Origin of the sequence: Pedobacter terrae (assembly GCF_036946585.1) — a bacterium.
Lineage (GTDB): Bacteria > Bacteroidota > Bacteroidia > Sphingobacteriales > Sphingobacteriaceae > Pedobacter > Pedobacter terrae_C.
In genome coordinates this window covers 113,711-127,174 of sequence record NZ_JAQIIV010000001.1, presented here as the reverse complement: position 1 = coordinate 127,174, position 13,464 = coordinate 113,711, and the positions used below count along the sequence as shown (strand labels likewise).

General features: G+C 37.3%; 19 protein-coding genes. 16 read left to right on the top strand and 3 right to left on the bottom strand.

Annotation, left to right across the window (positions count from 1 at the left end; translation table 11 throughout):
- The first annotated feature begins 81 nt into the window (after nt 1-81).
- From rpsH to PGN18_RS00500, 16 genes are all read left to right on the top strand, one after another.
- Nucleotides 82-480: a 30S ribosomal protein S8 gene (gene rpsH / locus PGN18_RS00575; RefSeq protein WP_010599896.1), complete on the top strand. Its 399-nt coding sequence runs from the start codon at nt 82-84 to the stop codon at nt 478-480.
- An 18-nt stretch (nt 481-498) separates the two neighbouring features.
- Nucleotides 499-1,056 carry a 50S ribosomal protein L6 gene (gene rplF, locus PGN18_RS00570; protein WP_335317399.1) on the top strand — a complete coding sequence of 186 codons (558 nt, stop codon included), beginning with the start codon at nt 499-501 and terminating at the stop codon, nt 1,054-1,056.
- A gap of 5 nt (nt 1,057-1,061) precedes the next feature.
- Nucleotides 1,062-1,415 (top strand): 50S ribosomal protein L18, encoded by a 354-nt coding sequence (rplR, locus tag PGN18_RS00565; RefSeq protein ID WP_029278655.1) that lies wholly within the window; start codon nt 1,062-1,064, stop codon nt 1,413-1,415.
- Nucleotides 1,416-1,432: 17 nt separating this feature from the next.
- Entirely contained in the window at nt 1,433-1,951 is a 519-nt protein-coding gene (gene rpsE / locus PGN18_RS00560) for a 30S ribosomal protein S5 (RefSeq protein ID WP_010599893.1), read from the top strand.
- A gap of 4 nt (nt 1,952-1,955) precedes the next feature.
- On the top strand, nt 1,956-2,135 hold the full coding sequence (gene rpmD / locus PGN18_RS00555; RefSeq protein ID WP_090984037.1) for a 50S ribosomal protein L30: 180 nt from the start codon (nt 1,956-1,958) through the stop codon (nt 2,133-2,135).
- A 104-nt stretch (nt 2,136-2,239) separates the two neighbouring features.
- Nucleotides 2,240-2,686 carry a 50S ribosomal protein L15 gene (gene rplO, locus PGN18_RS00550; protein ID WP_335317398.1) on the top strand — a complete coding sequence of 149 codons (447 nt, stop codon included), beginning with the start codon at nt 2,240-2,242 and terminating at the stop codon, nt 2,684-2,686.
- Nucleotides 2,687-2,693: 7 nt separating this feature from the next.
- On the top strand, nt 2,694-4,034 hold the full coding sequence (secY, locus tag PGN18_RS00545; RefSeq protein ID WP_335317397.1) for a preprotein translocase subunit SecY: 1,341 nt from the start codon (nt 2,694-2,696) through the stop codon (nt 4,032-4,034).
- 8 nt (nt 4,035-4,042) lie between these two features.
- Nucleotides 4,043-4,828, top strand: a complete 786-nt coding sequence (gene map, locus PGN18_RS00540) for a type I methionyl aminopeptidase (protein ID WP_335317396.1) — start codon at nt 4,043-4,045, stop codon at nt 4,826-4,828.
- A gap of 71 nt (nt 4,829-4,899) precedes the next feature.
- A complete protein-coding gene (infA, locus tag PGN18_RS00535; protein ID WP_010599888.1) occupies nt 4,900-5,118 on the top strand; it encodes a translation initiation factor IF-1 in 219 nt (72 codons plus the stop codon).
- A gap of 1 nt (nt 5,119) precedes the next feature.
- The gene (gene rpmJ / locus PGN18_RS00530) at nt 5,120-5,236 is read left to right on the top strand and encodes a 50S ribosomal protein L36 (protein WP_010599887.1); all 117 of its coding nucleotides are present in this window, start codon (nt 5,120-5,122) and stop codon (nt 5,234-5,236) included.
- Nucleotides 5,237-5,306: 70 nt separating this feature from the next.
- Complete coding sequence (gene rpsM / locus PGN18_RS00525; RefSeq protein WP_010599886.1) at nt 5,307-5,684, top strand: 30S ribosomal protein S13; 378 nt, start codon at nt 5,307-5,309, stop codon at nt 5,682-5,684.
- Between the two features lie 143 nt (nt 5,685-5,827).
- Complete coding sequence (gene rpsK / locus PGN18_RS00520) at nt 5,828-6,217, top strand: 30S ribosomal protein S11 (protein WP_039475175.1); 390 nt, start codon at nt 5,828-5,830, stop codon at nt 6,215-6,217.
- Nucleotides 6,218-6,278: 61 nt separating this feature from the next.
- The gene (rpsD, locus tag PGN18_RS00515; protein WP_090984033.1) at nt 6,279-6,887 is read left to right on the top strand and encodes a 30S ribosomal protein S4; all 609 of its coding nucleotides are present in this window, start codon (nt 6,279-6,281) and stop codon (nt 6,885-6,887) included.
- Between the two features lie 85 nt (nt 6,888-6,972).
- Nucleotides 6,973-7,965, top strand: coding sequence for a DNA-directed RNA polymerase subunit alpha (locus tag PGN18_RS00510; protein ID WP_090984031.1), 993 nt, complete (start codon nt 6,973-6,975; stop codon nt 7,963-7,965).
- Nucleotides 7,966-8,069: 104 nt separating this feature from the next.
- Nucleotides 8,070-8,591: a 50S ribosomal protein L17 gene (rplQ, locus tag PGN18_RS00505; RefSeq protein ID WP_335317395.1), complete on the top strand. Its 522-nt coding sequence runs from the start codon at nt 8,070-8,072 to the stop codon at nt 8,589-8,591.
- 84 nt (nt 8,592-8,675) lie between these two features.
- Nucleotides 8,676-9,530, top strand: coding sequence for a glycoside hydrolase domain-containing protein (locus PGN18_RS00500; protein WP_335317394.1), 855 nt, complete (start codon nt 8,676-8,678; stop codon nt 9,528-9,530).
- Between the two features lie 72 nt (nt 9,531-9,602).
- Here the strand turns inward: PGN18_RS00500 and PGN18_RS00495 are convergent, their stop codons facing one another.
- From PGN18_RS00495 to PGN18_RS00485, 3 genes are read right to left on the bottom strand one after another with little or no spacing between them, the layout of a single operon-like run.
- A complete protein-coding gene (locus PGN18_RS00495; RefSeq protein ID WP_335317393.1) occupies nt 9,603-10,991 on the bottom strand; it encodes a TlpA family protein disulfide reductase in 1,389 nt (462 codons plus the stop codon).
- A 19-nt stretch (nt 10,992-11,010) separates the two neighbouring features.
- Entirely contained in the window at nt 11,011-11,643 is a 633-nt protein-coding gene (locus PGN18_RS00490) for a gluconate 2-dehydrogenase subunit 3 family protein (protein ID WP_335317392.1), read from the bottom strand.
- Between the two features lie 10 nt (nt 11,644-11,653).
- Entirely contained in the window at nt 11,654-13,390 is a 1,737-nt protein-coding gene (locus tag PGN18_RS00485; RefSeq protein WP_293788491.1) for a GMC family oxidoreductase, read from the bottom strand.
- Nucleotides 13,391-13,464 lie beyond the last annotated feature (74 nt).

Below are 13,464 nucleotides of genomic sequence, written 5' to 3'. Positions count from 1 at the left end.
TACTAAAAAAAAAAAATTTTAACCGATAGCAGGTCCCACAGCTGGGTAGCAGAAGGAAACCACTATCAAAAACAATAAATAATGAATACAGATCCAATAGCAGATTATTTAACAAGAGTAAGGAATGCCATTAAGGCCAACCACCGTGTTGTAGAAATTCCTGCATCAAACCTTAAAAAAGAAATTACTAAAGTTCTTTTCGATAAAGGTTACATCGCGAACTATAAGTTTGAAGATACTACAGTTCAGGGCACCATTAAAATTGCTTTGAAATACAATCCGATTACTAAAGTTCCTGCTATTCGTACATTAGTGCGAGTAAGTAAACCAGGTTTGAGAAACTATGCTGGTGTTGAAAATATGCCAAGAGTATTAAACGGTTTAGGTATCGCAATCTTATCTACTTCTAAAGGTGTAATGACCGATAAAGAAGCAGCCAAATTAAACATTGGTGGTGAGGTATTGTGTCACGTTTATTAATATTAGGAGAACAGCACAATGTCAAGAATAGGAAAAGCCCCAATTACAATCCCTGCAGGTGTTACAATTACCGTATCAAATGATAACGTAGTAACTGTAAAAGGACCAAAAGGTGAATTAACACAAACAGTAGATTCAGATATCACTGTAAGTCAAGAAGATGGAATTTTAACAGTTCAACGTCCATCAGATCAAAAGAAACACAAAGCATTACACGGTTTGTACCGCTCATTGCTTAACAACATGGTTGTTGGTGTTACGGAAGGTTATAAATTAACTCAGGAATTAGTAGGTGTTGGTTACCGTGCTACAAACCAAGGTAACACATTAGACTTAGTTTTGGGTTATTCTCACCACTATGTATTCCAGTTGCCAGCAGAGATTAAAGTAACTACGCAATCAGAAAAAGGTCAGACTCCTAAAATTATTTTAGAAAGTATCGACAAACAATTGATTGGCCAGGTAGCAGCAAAAATCCGTTCGTTACGTGCACCAGAACCATATAAAGGTAAAGGTATCAAGTTTGTAGGTGAAGTGTTAAGAAGAAAAGCAGGTAAATCAGCATCTAAAAAATAGTAATCATGGCAGGTAAAAAATTATCAAGAAGAGATCGTATTAAAAAAGGGATCAGAAAAAGACTTACCGGTTCGGAAGAACGTCCAAGGTTATCTGTATATAGAAGCAATAAAGGGATTTATGCTCAGGTAATTAACGATGTAACCGGTAAAACAATAGCATCAGCATCATCATTATCGAAAGATTTTACTGGTACTGGAAACAAAAGCGATCAGTCAGTTGCAGTAGGCAAGTTAGTAGCCGAAAAAGCAATTGCTGCAGGTGTTAAAGAAGTTGTTTTCGATAGAAATGGCTATTTATACCACGGTCGTGTAAAATCGCTGGCAGAGGGTGCCCGCGAAGCTGGTTTAGTATTTTAATCTGAAGAAAAAGTAAGATGTCAACTATTAATATAAAAAGAGTTAAAACCACCGATATCGAATTAAAGGATCGTTTGGTTAGTATACAACGTGTTGCCAAAGTAACCAAAGGTGGCCGTACTTTCAGCTTCTCAGCAATTGTTGTTGTAGGTGATGAAAACGGTGTTGTTGGTTTCGGTTTAGGTAAAGCGAAAGAGGTAACCGAGGCAATTGCCAAAGGTGTGGATGATGCTAAAAAGAACCTGGTAAAAGTTCCAATTTTAAATGGTACCGTTCCTCATGAGCAAATCGGTAAATTCTCAGGTGGTTTTGTTTTAATCAAACCAGCTGCAGTAGGTACCGGAGTAATTGCTGGTGGTGCGATGCGTGCTGTATTAGAGAGTGCTGGTGTACACAACGTATTGGCAAAATCTAAAGGATCATCTAACCCACATAACGTGGTAAAAGCAACTGTTGATGCATTAACTAAGATGCGTGATGCTTATACAGTAGCTCAAACCCGTGGTATTGATTTAAACAAAGTATTTAACGGATAATATCATGGCTAAGATCAAAATAACACAAGTAAAAAGCGTTATCGACAGAAGCGAGCGCCAAAAAAGAACCGTTCAGGCTTTGGGTTTATCTAAATTAAACCAAAGTGTAGAGGTTGAAGCTACTCCACAGATTATCGGTATGGTTCGCAAAGTGAACCATTTAGTAGCAATCGAAGCAATCTAGTAAAAGTTTTAAAGGTAGTATAGGTAAAAGCTTGTACTACCTTTATATATGTTTAATCGTTGTACCTGTTTAGTGAAAGCGAAGGGCAACACAAATTCAAAAAGATGAATTTAAGTAATTTAAAACCTGCAGTAGGTTCTACAAAAAACAGTAAAAGGATTGGTCGTGGTACAGGTTCTGGTCGTGGCGGTACTTCAACCCGTGGCCACAAAGGTGCAGGTTCTCGTTCAGGTCACAAAACTAAAATCGGTTTTGAAGGTGGTCAAATGCCTTTACAACGTCGTGTACCTAAAGTTGGTTTCAAACCAATCAACCGTACAGAGTATGTTGGTGTAAACTTAGACGTTTTACAAGCATTAGCTGAAAAACATAGCTTAACAACTATTGATTTTGCTGCTTTGCAAGCACATGGTTTAGCTTCTAAAAACGACTTGGTTAAAATTTTAGGTCGTGGTGAAATTAAAGCAAAGCTAGAAATTACAGCACATGCGTTCTCTGCAACCGCACAAAAAGCTATTGAAGCTGCAGGTGGTTCTATTGTAAAATTGTAATTATTAAATGAAGAAGCTATTTACTACTTTAAGTAATATCTGGAAAATTCAGGAATTAAAAGAGCGTATATTGTTTACGCTCTTAATTCTTTTGGTATACCGTTTCGTATCTCACGTGGTTTTACCAGGTGTAGATCCAACTGCTTTAGGCAATAACGAAAAATCAGGAATTTTGGGCTTACTAGATATGTTTGCCGGAGGTTCTTTCTCTCGTGTGTCTATTTTGGCGTTGGGGGTAATGCCTTACATTTCTGCATCGATTGTGGTGCAGCTATTGGGTATTGCTGTTCCTTCTTTCCAAAAAATGCAGAAAGAGGGCGAAAGTGGTAGAAAGAAAATGAACCAGATTACCCGCTACCTAACAGTAGCGATCACAATCGTTCAGTCTGTTGGTTACGTTAAAACTCAAGTTCCTGCTGAAGCTATTTTATTGCCTAATACTTTATTTTTAGTGTTGTCTACGTTTGTATTAACGGCAGGTACATTATTTGTAATGTGGTTAGGTGAAAAAATTACGGATAAAGGTATTGGTAACGGTACATCACTAATCATCATGGTTGGTATCATTGCCCGTTTACCAGTTGCAATTTCTCAAGAGTTTAGTGCACGTGTGGGTTCGGCCAGTGAAGGCGGAGGCCCGGTTGCATTGGTTTTAGAGATCGTTGCTTTATTTGCAGTGGTTATGTTTACCATTTTAATTGTTCAGGGTGTACGTAAAGTACCTGTACAATACGCTAAAAAAATTGTTGGTAACCGCCAGTTTGGTGGTGTTCGCCAGTACATTCCTTTAAAGGTTAATGCTGCAGGTGTTATGCCGATCATTTTTGCTCAGGCGTTAATGTTTATCCCAGGTGCTTTAATGCAGTTTGTTCCTTCATTACAAGGTTCTTGGCTAATTCAATTCAGCAACACCACTTCGTTGGCTTATAGCTTAACGTTTGCATTTTTAATTATCGCATTTACTTTCTTCTATACTGCCATTACAGTTAACCCAACTCAAATGAGTGATGATATGAAGAAAAACGGTGGTTTTATTCCGGGTATTAAACCTGGCTTTGCAACATCAACGTTTATTGATGATGTCATTTCAAAAATCACTTTCCCTGGTGCGGTATTTCTAGCGATCATTGCTATCTTGCCATCAATTGCGGTTAAGTTTGGTATTAAACAAGAGTTTGCACATTTCTTTGGTGGTACTTCTTTATTGATTTTAGTGGGTGTTGTACTAGATGCATTACAACAGATCGAAAGTTACTTATTGATGCGCCATTATGATGGTTTGATGAAAACAGGTAGAGTTACTGGCAGAACAGGTGTTCCTGCCGCAAGTAGCAACGCAGCACTGTAGTGTAGAGAATGTCAAAAATTTATTACAAGTCTCTTGAGGAGATCGAGTTAATAAGAGAAAGTTCCATGCTTGTTTCTAAAACTTTGGCCGAAGTGGCTAAGGTGATAAAAGCAGGCATGACTACTATTCAGTTAGATCAATTAGCATACGAGTTTATTAGTGATCACGGAGCGATTCCAGCATTTTTAAATTACAATGGTTTTCCTTATTCATTGTGTATTTCGCCGAATGAACAAGTTGTTCATGGTTTTCCAAGCGAATATGTAATTCAAGAGGGTGATCTCATTTCTGTTGATTGTGGTGTAATTAAAAACAATTATTTTGGAGATTCGGCTTATACTTTCTCAATAGGTGAGATCGATGCCGAAAAACAGAAGTTGCTTACGGTTACTCAACGTTGTCTGGAATTGGGTATTGAAAAAGCTGTTGTTGGAATGCGTACCGGTGATGTTGGTTTTGCAGTTCAACAGTATGCAGAAGCTAATGGATTTGGTGTAGTAAGAGAACTTGTAGGACATGGCGTTGGGGTAAAACTTCATGAAAAACCAGAGGTTCCGAATTATGGGAAGCGTGGTGCAGGGCCAAAACTTGAAGAAGGAATGGTCATTGCAATAGAACCCATGATCAATGCAGGCGTAGCCGGTGTTAAATTCCATAACGATGGATGGACGGTAACCAGTAAAGACAATAAACCATCGGCACATTTCGAACATACAGTAGCCGTTAAAAAGGGCAAAGCAGAGGTTTTATCAACGTTTTCTATAATAGAAGAAGTTTTACAACAAAAAAAATAAATAATTAAAATTTTTTATTTAATTTTGCAACCCTGTTTAGAAGCAGCTAATTAAGTAACAATCAATAAAATATGGCTAAACAAGCCTCAATTGAACAAGACGGAGTAATAAGGGAAGCATTATCTAATGCGATGTTCCGGGTAGAACTTGAGAACGGGCATGAGATTATTGCTCACATTTCAGGAAAGATGCGGATGCACTACATCAAAATTCTTCCTGGAGATAAGGTTAAATTGGAAATGTCTCCTTATGATTTAACAAAAGGACGCATTACTTATAGATACAAATAAAATGAAAGTTAGATCATCAATTAAAAAGCGTAGTGCTGATTGCAAGATTATTCGCCGTAAAGGAAAACTTTACGTTATCAACAAGAAAAATCCTAAATACAAGCAACGTCAAGGGTAATTAGAAAATATTGTAATTTACCGTACAACGGTGGCCCGCCGTTCGGAATTACTGCAAAACAATAATAAATATGGCAAGGATTTCAGGTATTGATTTACCAAGAAACAAAAGAGGAGAGATCGGTTTAACCTATATCTATGGTATTGGTAGAACAACTGCTCAACGTATTTTAACTACGGCAGGTATCGATTTAAACAAAAAAGTACAAGACTGGTCTGATGATGAGTTATCAGCAATCCGTACAATGATCAACGATGAGATTAAAGTAGAAGGTGCTTTACGCTCAGAGGTTCAGTTAAACATTAAACGTTTAATGGATATTGGTTGTTACCGTGGTTTACGTCACAGAAAAGGTTTACCTTCTCGTGGTCAGCGTACTAAAAACAACTCACGTACTCGTAAGGGTAAGAGAAAAACAGTTGCTAACAAGAAAAAAGCTACTAAATAATAGATAGATATGAGTTGTGAGATGTGGTGACATATCTTTTAATCTGCTCAAATCTGGAATAAAAGAGAAAAAGTAGGATACTGAGTATCGGGGTATAGAAAATCTTATATCTCAAGTCTCATATCTAAAATCTAAAAGATAAAATGGCTAAAAGTAAAAAAGTAACAAAAAAACGTATCGTTGTAATTGAGCCTGTTGGTCAGGCACATATCAATGCTACCTTTAACAACATCATCGTTACCTTAACAAACAACAACGGGCAGACTATCTCATGGTCTTCTGCTGGTAAAATGGGCTTTAAAGGTTCTAAAAAGAATACGCCTTATGCAGCTGGTCAAGCAGCTTCAGATTGCGGTAAAGTAGCGTTTGATTTAGGTTTACGTAAAGTTGAAGTATTTGTAAAAGGTCCGGGTTCAGGTCGTGAATCTGCAATCAGAACCTTACAGGTAGCAGGTCTTGAAGTAACGTCTATTAAAGATATTACTCCACTTCCTCACAACGGATGTCGTCCTCCTAAAAAGAGAAGAGTTTAATTAATTTTAAAGCTAAGAATCTCCAGCTATAGGTTGGATGATACTTTAAAAACAGAAAAAAATGGCAAGATATACAGGCCCAAAATCAAAAATTGCACGTAAATTCAGAGAACCAATCTTCGGTCCTGATAAAGTGTTAGACAGAAAAAATTATCCTCCAGGCCAACATGGTGTTTCAAAAAGAAGAGGAAAACAATCTGAATATGCTATCCAGTTAATGGAGAAACAAAAAGTAAAATACACTTATGGTGTATTGGAAAAACAATTCAGTAACTTATTTAAAAAAGCATCTTCACGTGCTGGTATCACAGGTGATAACTTACTTCAATTATTAGAAGCACGTTTAGATAATACAGTTTACCGCTTAGGTATTTCAACAACCCGTTCTGGTGCACGCCAGTTAGTTAGCCATAAACACGTAACCGTGAATGGTGAAGTTGTAAATATCCCTTCATATCAGTTAAAAGCTGGTGATGTGGTTGCTGTTCGTGAAAAATCTAAGTCTTTAGAATCAATTAGTAACTCAGTTGCAGGCAGAACAATTAACAAGTTCGCATGGTTAGAGTGGAACGCTAGTGAATTAACTGGTAAATTCTTAACCTACCCTCAACGTGATGAAATTCCTGAAAACATCAAGGAAAACTTAATCATCGAGTTGTACTCAAAGTAATAAATGAGCTAGTTAATTACCTCAAAAGGGTAATTAACTTTTTTCATGTTACTATATATTCAATAACGAATTTAAAAAAATATAAATGGCAATTTTAGCATTTCAGAAACCAGACAAAGTGATCATGCAGAAATCAACCGATTTCGATGGCACATTTGAATTTCGTCCTTTAGAGCCCGGTTTCGGTGTAACAATTGGTAATGCCTTGAGAAGAATTTTACTTTCTTCGTTAGAAGGTTATGCTATTACTACTATTCGTTTTTCAGGTGTTTCTCACGAATTTTCTACCATCAAAGGTGTTGTAGAAGATTTAACTGACATTATCTTAAACTTAAAGCAGGTTCGTTTTAAGAAAACAGGTGATTCAGGTGATTCTGAAAAAGTTTTCATCATCGTTAATGGTCAAGATCAGTTTAAAGCTGGTGATATCACTAAATTCTCTAACAACTTTACAGTTTTAAACCCTGAGCATGTTATTTGCAATATGGATAAATCTGTTACTTTGGAAGTGGAATTAACCATCAATAAAGGACGTGGTTATGTACCTGCTGAAGAAAATAAAGTTGCTGATGCTGTTGTAGGTGTAATCGCAATCGATTCGATTTATACTCCAATGAAAAATGTAAAATACACGATCGAAAACTTTCGTGTTGAGCAAAAAACGGATTATGAAAAATTGGTTTTAGATATCTCTACTGACGGTTCAATTCATCCGGAAGAAGCATTAAAAGAAGCGGCTAAGATCCTTATCCAACACTTTATGTTATTCTCAGATGAGAATTTAGTATTAGAATCTCAGGCAAAAGAAGAAACTAAAGAGGTTGACGAAGAAATTTTACATATGCGTAAAATCCTTAAAACTGAATTAGTAGATATGGATCTTTCAGTTAGGGCATTAAATTGCTTAAAAGCTGCTGATATCCGTACCTTAGCTGATTTAGTTTCTTATGATGTTGCTGATATGTTAAAATTCAGAAACTTTGGTAAGAAATCTTTAACAGAGATTCAGGAATTAGTAAAATCAAAAGGTTTATCATTCGGTATGAACCTGTCTAAATTTAAATTAGACGAAGAGTAATACGCATAGCGCCATGCGTTTAGCGCAAAGCGTTGAATTAACAATTAGTTCACAGTGTATAATTCCCTCTGAGACAGAGACGGTATACACTTAATCAAAAAACAATGAGACACGGTAAAAAAGTAAACCACTTAGGTAGAACCGACAGCCACAGAAAAGCGATGTTAGCTAACATGGCTACATCACTAATTAAAGCAAAAAGAATTACTACAACTTTAGCAAAAGCTAAAGCGTTACGTACTTATGTTGAGCCATTAATCACTAAAGCGAAAAATGACACCACTCACTCACGTCGTACAGTTTTCTCTTATCTACAGGATAAAGAGGTAATCACTATTTTGTTCCGCGAAGTGGCTGAGAAAGTAGCTAACCGTCCAGGTGGTTATACTCGTATCATTAAATTAAACAATCGTCAAGGTGATAACGCTGAGATGGCTTTAATTGAATTGGTAGACTACAATACAGTTTACGGTAAAGATGTAGAAGTTAAAGAAGAGAAGAAAACAACTCGTCGTGGTAGAAGTAAAGCTGCTGCGCCTAAAGCTGCCGACGCAAAAGCTGAAACTGCTGAAGAAGTTGCTCCTGCTGAAGAAGCTCCTGCTACTGAAGAACCAAAAGGAGAATAATTTATTCAACTTAAGGATATTAAAGTCCTGTTCGAAAGAGCAGGACTTTTTTTGTTATCTTGAAGGGAAATTTTACTAACAGTTATGAAAGTATCTGCCAGCTTACTGATCATCTTCTTTACTTGTCTATCTTCCATTTATGCCCAGGATCTTGACAGTTATCATTCACTTAAAGTAGCTGGTCAAACCTTGTCAATCAGAGGGCATAAAATCGAGATCAATGCTGATGGTTTTTTAAAACAAGTAGGCGGCGATGGCTATTTGTCTGATAGTATTGCGAAACGCCATCATATACTTTATGAACCCATTCATTTTCACTATTATATCGATGCGAAGAAACAGTTCAAATTTATTCCCACCGAATTCAGGTTTTTAACCATCGGAAAAGACGCTGTTACATGGCGGGCGCGGAGTATAGCTGATGGCCTGAATCAGGATGTTTTTGGCAAGGCATATGCTAACGGGGTCATTAGGTTCAAGGTGTTTGTCTCAGGTGCTGAAGTGAAATTTGAAAATGTCAATTTTCATATTCCCTTCAATATTAGCAATTCGAACTATTTTGGTGGACTAGGTCAAAAGGGAAATGCACGTCCTGATACGGTAAAATGGAATTCGAGTAGTCGTTTAAAAACGAAACCAGCTTTTTGGGTAGGCAATGTTTGGGAGGGGCTTTATTTAAGATTGGATGATCAACCCGTAGTTAATAATCATAAGATCTTAAACGGCTGGCTAAATGAGAAAAATGAAGGTTTTCAAATTAATGTAAAAGGAGGTTCCATGCTCTCGAATTTTACAACTGGGAATATAGCGTTAGCCTCTGGACAAGAGTTAACCTTCAATTATACTATTATCATCTCTGAGCATGGTAGTTTGAAGCTACCCGTTAATTCCAAACAGAAATTAAAACGTTTATTGTATTTAGACCGGCATACAAAATAAAAAAGACTGCCTTTTTTAAGACAGCCTCCTCATAATATTAATCAATATATGCAGTGATGTATTTCTGCCAGTCTACGTTAAACGGGATAATAACATATTTTCCTTGTGGACTAACCAAAAATTTTGATGGCCAAGAGGAAACGTTGTATTTTTTTCAATTTGATTATCGGACATCACCACAGGAAAGCTGTAGTTTAAGCTTTTCATGTATTCCTTAACCGCATGCTCCTGATCTTCACTTGCAATGGTGATGATATTTAATTTTTTCATTTTTCCATCTTTTGTATCAAGATAGAGTTTTTGTAAATCAGGATGCTCTTTTCTACAAGGTGAGCACCAGGTTCCCCAAAAATCAATCAATGTCCATTGATTTTTGTTATTTCCTAAAACATATTGATTACCATCTATCTGTTTGAGCGAAAACAGCGGTGCTGATGCAAACTTCTTATTAAATTCACTTAGCCAGTAATCATCAAAGTTGGCTTGACCTTTATACAGTTCTTTCGCTTTTTGCTTGAATGATGGATCATTCATAGACATCACCATAATTGTTTTGAATTTTTTTTCATCACTTCCAAGTGCAGCTAAATAATCTTCCTCAAAAGAATATTTCTCATTTCCGAATAGAAAAATCATGTCATAAAAGTAGGCATGCGAAACTGTCTTGTCTAAAATGTCGGGACTGTAACTAAATGCAAGTTTGAGCCGATCTAGTTTTTGATTATTAGTTAGTTTTAGGTTCTGTGAGGTAATGAAATTACAATAGGCGAACATATACCTGTACCAGGCACGCTTTTCTTTAACAGGCCTCGTAATGGTTGTGGGATCTTCAGTTATTTGATGATTTTGAAGATTGTTATAGATCAATTCAATGATCCTATCTGCATCGGGACGAAGTTTATTGTTGTTATATAATAATTTAGCGATCAACAATCCGTATCTCGCTTTACGTTCTGTATAAAAATCATTCGTTTCTTTTAGATATTTTAAATAGGTTTTTCCAATTTCGTTTAATTTTTTTGGATCGTTAAAATTTTTTTGTGCCTCTTCCCATTTTGCCAGTGGATAAATAACATTTTTTAGTACTATGCTGGTGTCACTTTTAAGTTTTTCTAAAATAGAAGAAGTACTGTTCTTCATTTTCCTTTTAATTGACCGAACAGAATCGACGGTCATATTCATCTGCTTCAATCTGGCTAAAAAGATTGAATCTTTATAGTATCCTTCTTCATCACGTTGAATAAATGATTGTGCAAAGCTATTATGTACTAAATCTTCTGCATACAAAGGTGACGAAATGGCTAACTTTTTTAGGTATGCAATTGCGGAATCTGGATACTTATCATAAGTTCTTTGAAAGCCATTAAAATTTTTAGTATTGTCTTCTGCATTACTTTGATCTTGTCCTGATACAAAAGAAACAAGGCACAAAAAAGAAAATAAGAGCGTTAATTTTTTCATTATAGTAATTAAATAGTGATCAAATCTTTACATTTTCCATTCCATACTGCTTTAATACATCAGCAGGAACACCAGCCCATTGATTTGGCGCATTACCAACATAACCAATATCTTTTACGCCCATTTCCGTGGTGTAAAAACCTGAGGCGGTTAAATTTCTCATTCTGTTAAAAAAGGCTACGCCCGCCTGCATTTCTGGTCGGGCTTTTTTAGGATAAGCAATCTCATCAACAATAGAGATTTGCTGATCTGTAGAAGCTTCAATAAAAGGTTTTTGAAATTTATTAAAGCTATATACATCCAGCCATTTCAGGCCGCCACGCATCGGTGTTTTATGTTCGGGAATGTCTTTTACGATAAATTCGATAAACTCTGGTACCTTGGCATCAGAAGCACTACCTGAAACTTCATCTTTAGGGATAATGATATCCGCCAGAACTGTAATTGTAGCCATTTCATGTTTGGTGAAAAAAGTTTCTGACTTCAGGTTTTTATCCCGGTCTAGTTCCCATTGTTCCCTTCCTGCTTCTTTTGCACTTTCTTCTGGTGTAGCAACTTCGGTTTTTCCTTCAGGCTGCTTACATGCATCAAGCAGTACAGTTGTACTAATGGCTGTTAAACCTAATGCTTTTAGTGAATCACGTCTGTTCATGTGTTAGTGCTTAAATGTTCTGTTTTTTCTTTTGAGCTAAAATATATTCTGCAGTACGCATGGATAGGGCCAGTATAGTCCAGGTGGCATTTTTATCGCCCTGTTGTACAAATGGTCCGGCATCTACCACAAATAGATTTTTACAATCATGTGCCTGGCAATATTTGTTCAACGCCGATTTTTTAGGATCATCGCCCATGCGTATGGTACCTACTTCATGGATGATTTTTCCAGGGTTGAGTAAACCGTAATTGGTATCTGCGCCTTGAATTTCTGATGTGACCACTGCACCCATTTCCTTCATAATCGAAAGAAAAGTTTCCTGCATGTGTTTCGCCTGTAGAATTTCATCTTTATCCCATTTGTAGTTAAACCTTAAAACCGGAATCCCATATTTATCTACCGTGTTTGGGTCAATTTCGCAATAGTTACTTTCTCTCGCAATGGCGGTACCGCGACCTGCCATACCCACACCAGTTCCATAAAAACGGCGGTAATCATCTTTTAGTGATTTTCCATAACCCCCGGCTTCTTTCATTTTGCCATCTCTGCCAGGTACCATACCATTCATTTGAGCCACGCCGCCGCCAAAACCATAAGCTGGCATTCCCATTCCGCCCCAATATTCGATGTGGTAACCACGCGGGAAGTTGAGTTTACGATTATCTAACCACCATGGCGAGTAAATGTGCACACTGCCAACACCATCCTCATTATAACGTTTCCGATCCATTAATTGCGGCAGAAAGCCCGAAACACTTGCCCCAGTAGAATCATGAAGGTATTTACCTACTACGCCACTGCTGTTGGCCAGGCCATTTGGGTGTGAAGTTGATTTTGAATTTAATAATATACGCGCTGATTCGCAGGCACTCGCACCTAAAATAACCAGCTTACCGTTTACCTGATATTCCTGCAGATCTTTTCGGTTTACATAAGAAACACCTTTTGCAGTCCCGTCCTTATCCGTGATCACCTCACGTACCATTGCATCTGTAATAACAGTGAGGTTTCCTGTTTTTACTGCAGGATTTACCAGGCAAGATGATGATGAAAAATCGCCATACACTTTACAGCTTCTGCCGCATTGGCCACAGTAAAAACAAGGTGCTCGGTCATTGTTATTCGGTAAGGCTTCTGTTAATACAGACCCACGACCAGTAATGACTTTTACTCCCGCTTTTTCAGCCCCTTTTTTAATGAAAAGCTCGTTTAACCTGGGTTTAGGTGGTTTCATAAAAATTCCATCAGGTTCATTTTCTAAACCTTCAGCTGTTCCATAAATACCAATCATGCGGTCAACTTTATCGTAAAATGGTTTTACATCGGCATAGGTTATGGGCCAGGCATCTGTTAAACCATCTTTAGGCTTAAAATCATCCGGACCCATGCGCAAAGAAATCCTGCCCCAGTGATTGGTACGGCCACCGAGCATGCGCGAACGGAACCATTCAAATTCACTTTTGTTTTTCTGGGTATATGGCTCGCCTTCTAATTCCCAGCCGCCATAAGAAGCATCAAAATCACCAAAGGGGCGAACGGTTCCTGCACCGCGACGTGGTGATTCCCAAGGCCATTTTAATTGATGTGAATCTAAGCGTGGATCAAAATTTTGACCGGCCTCAAGCATTAAAACCTTTTGACCTGCATGCGCCAGCACATAGGCTGCCATTCCACCACCTGCACCCGAGCCAACAATAATGGCGTCATAAACGGTAGGCGATTTTTTTATTTGAAAGTCACTCATGTATTGTGATTTGCTATTTAAATATCCTAATCTAAAGTTTAATTTTTTGAAAAAAAAGTGTTCAGCTACTTTGG

What these genes read in the sequence shown, in the direction of transcription:
- rpsH (WP_010599896.1), top strand. Translation starts at nt 82, where the DNA reads ATGAATACAGATCCAATAGCAGATTATTTAACAAGAGTAAGGAATGCC.
- rplF (WP_335317399.1), top strand. Translation starts at nt 499, where the DNA reads ATGTCAAGAATAGGAAAAGCCCCAATTACAATCCCTGCAGGTGTTACA.
- rplR (WP_029278655.1), top strand. Translation starts at nt 1,062, where the DNA reads ATGGCAGGTAAAAAATTATCAAGAAGAGATCGTATTAAAAAAGGGATC.
- rpsE (WP_010599893.1), top strand. Translation starts at nt 1,433, where the DNA reads ATGTCAACTATTAATATAAAAAGAGTTAAAACCACCGATATCGAATTA.
- rpmD (WP_090984037.1), top strand. Translation starts at nt 1,956, where the DNA reads ATGGCTAAGATCAAAATAACACAAGTAAAAAGCGTTATCGACAGAAGC.
- rplO (WP_335317398.1), top strand. Translation starts at nt 2,240, where the DNA reads ATGAATTTAAGTAATTTAAAACCTGCAGTAGGTTCTACAAAAAACAGT.
- secY (WP_335317397.1), top strand. Translation starts at nt 2,694, where the DNA reads ATGAAGAAGCTATTTACTACTTTAAGTAATATCTGGAAAATTCAGGAA.
- map (WP_335317396.1), top strand. Translation starts at nt 4,043, where the DNA reads ATGTCAAAAATTTATTACAAGTCTCTTGAGGAGATCGAGTTAATAAGA.
- infA (WP_010599888.1), top strand. Translation starts at nt 4,900, where the DNA reads ATGGCTAAACAAGCCTCAATTGAACAAGACGGAGTAATAAGGGAAGCA.
- rpmJ (WP_010599887.1), top strand. Translation starts at nt 5,120, where the DNA reads ATGAAAGTTAGATCATCAATTAAAAAGCGTAGTGCTGATTGCAAGATT.
- rpsM (WP_010599886.1), top strand. Translation starts at nt 5,307, where the DNA reads ATGGCAAGGATTTCAGGTATTGATTTACCAAGAAACAAAAGAGGAGAG.
- rpsK (WP_039475175.1), top strand. Translation starts at nt 5,828, where the DNA reads ATGGCTAAAAGTAAAAAAGTAACAAAAAAACGTATCGTTGTAATTGAG.
- rpsD (WP_090984033.1), top strand. Translation starts at nt 6,279, where the DNA reads ATGGCAAGATATACAGGCCCAAAATCAAAAATTGCACGTAAATTCAGA.
- PGN18_RS00510 (WP_090984031.1), top strand. Translation starts at nt 6,973, where the DNA reads ATGGCAATTTTAGCATTTCAGAAACCAGACAAAGTGATCATGCAGAAA.
- rplQ (WP_335317395.1), top strand. Translation starts at nt 8,070, where the DNA reads ATGAGACACGGTAAAAAAGTAAACCACTTAGGTAGAACCGACAGCCAC.
- PGN18_RS00500 (WP_335317394.1), top strand. Translation starts at nt 8,676, where the DNA reads ATGAAAGTATCTGCCAGCTTACTGATCATCTTCTTTACTTGTCTATCT.
- PGN18_RS00495 (WP_335317393.1), bottom strand. Translation starts at nt 10,991, where the DNA reads ATGAAAAAATTAACGCTCTTATTTTCTTTTTTGTGCCTTGTTTCTTTT.
- PGN18_RS00490 (WP_335317392.1), bottom strand. Translation starts at nt 11,643, where the DNA reads ATGAACAGACGTGATTCACTAAAAGCATTAGGTTTAACAGCCATTAGT.
- PGN18_RS00485 (WP_293788491.1), bottom strand. Translation starts at nt 13,390, where the DNA reads ATGAGTGACTTTCAAATAAAAAAATCGCCTACCGTTTATGACGCCATT.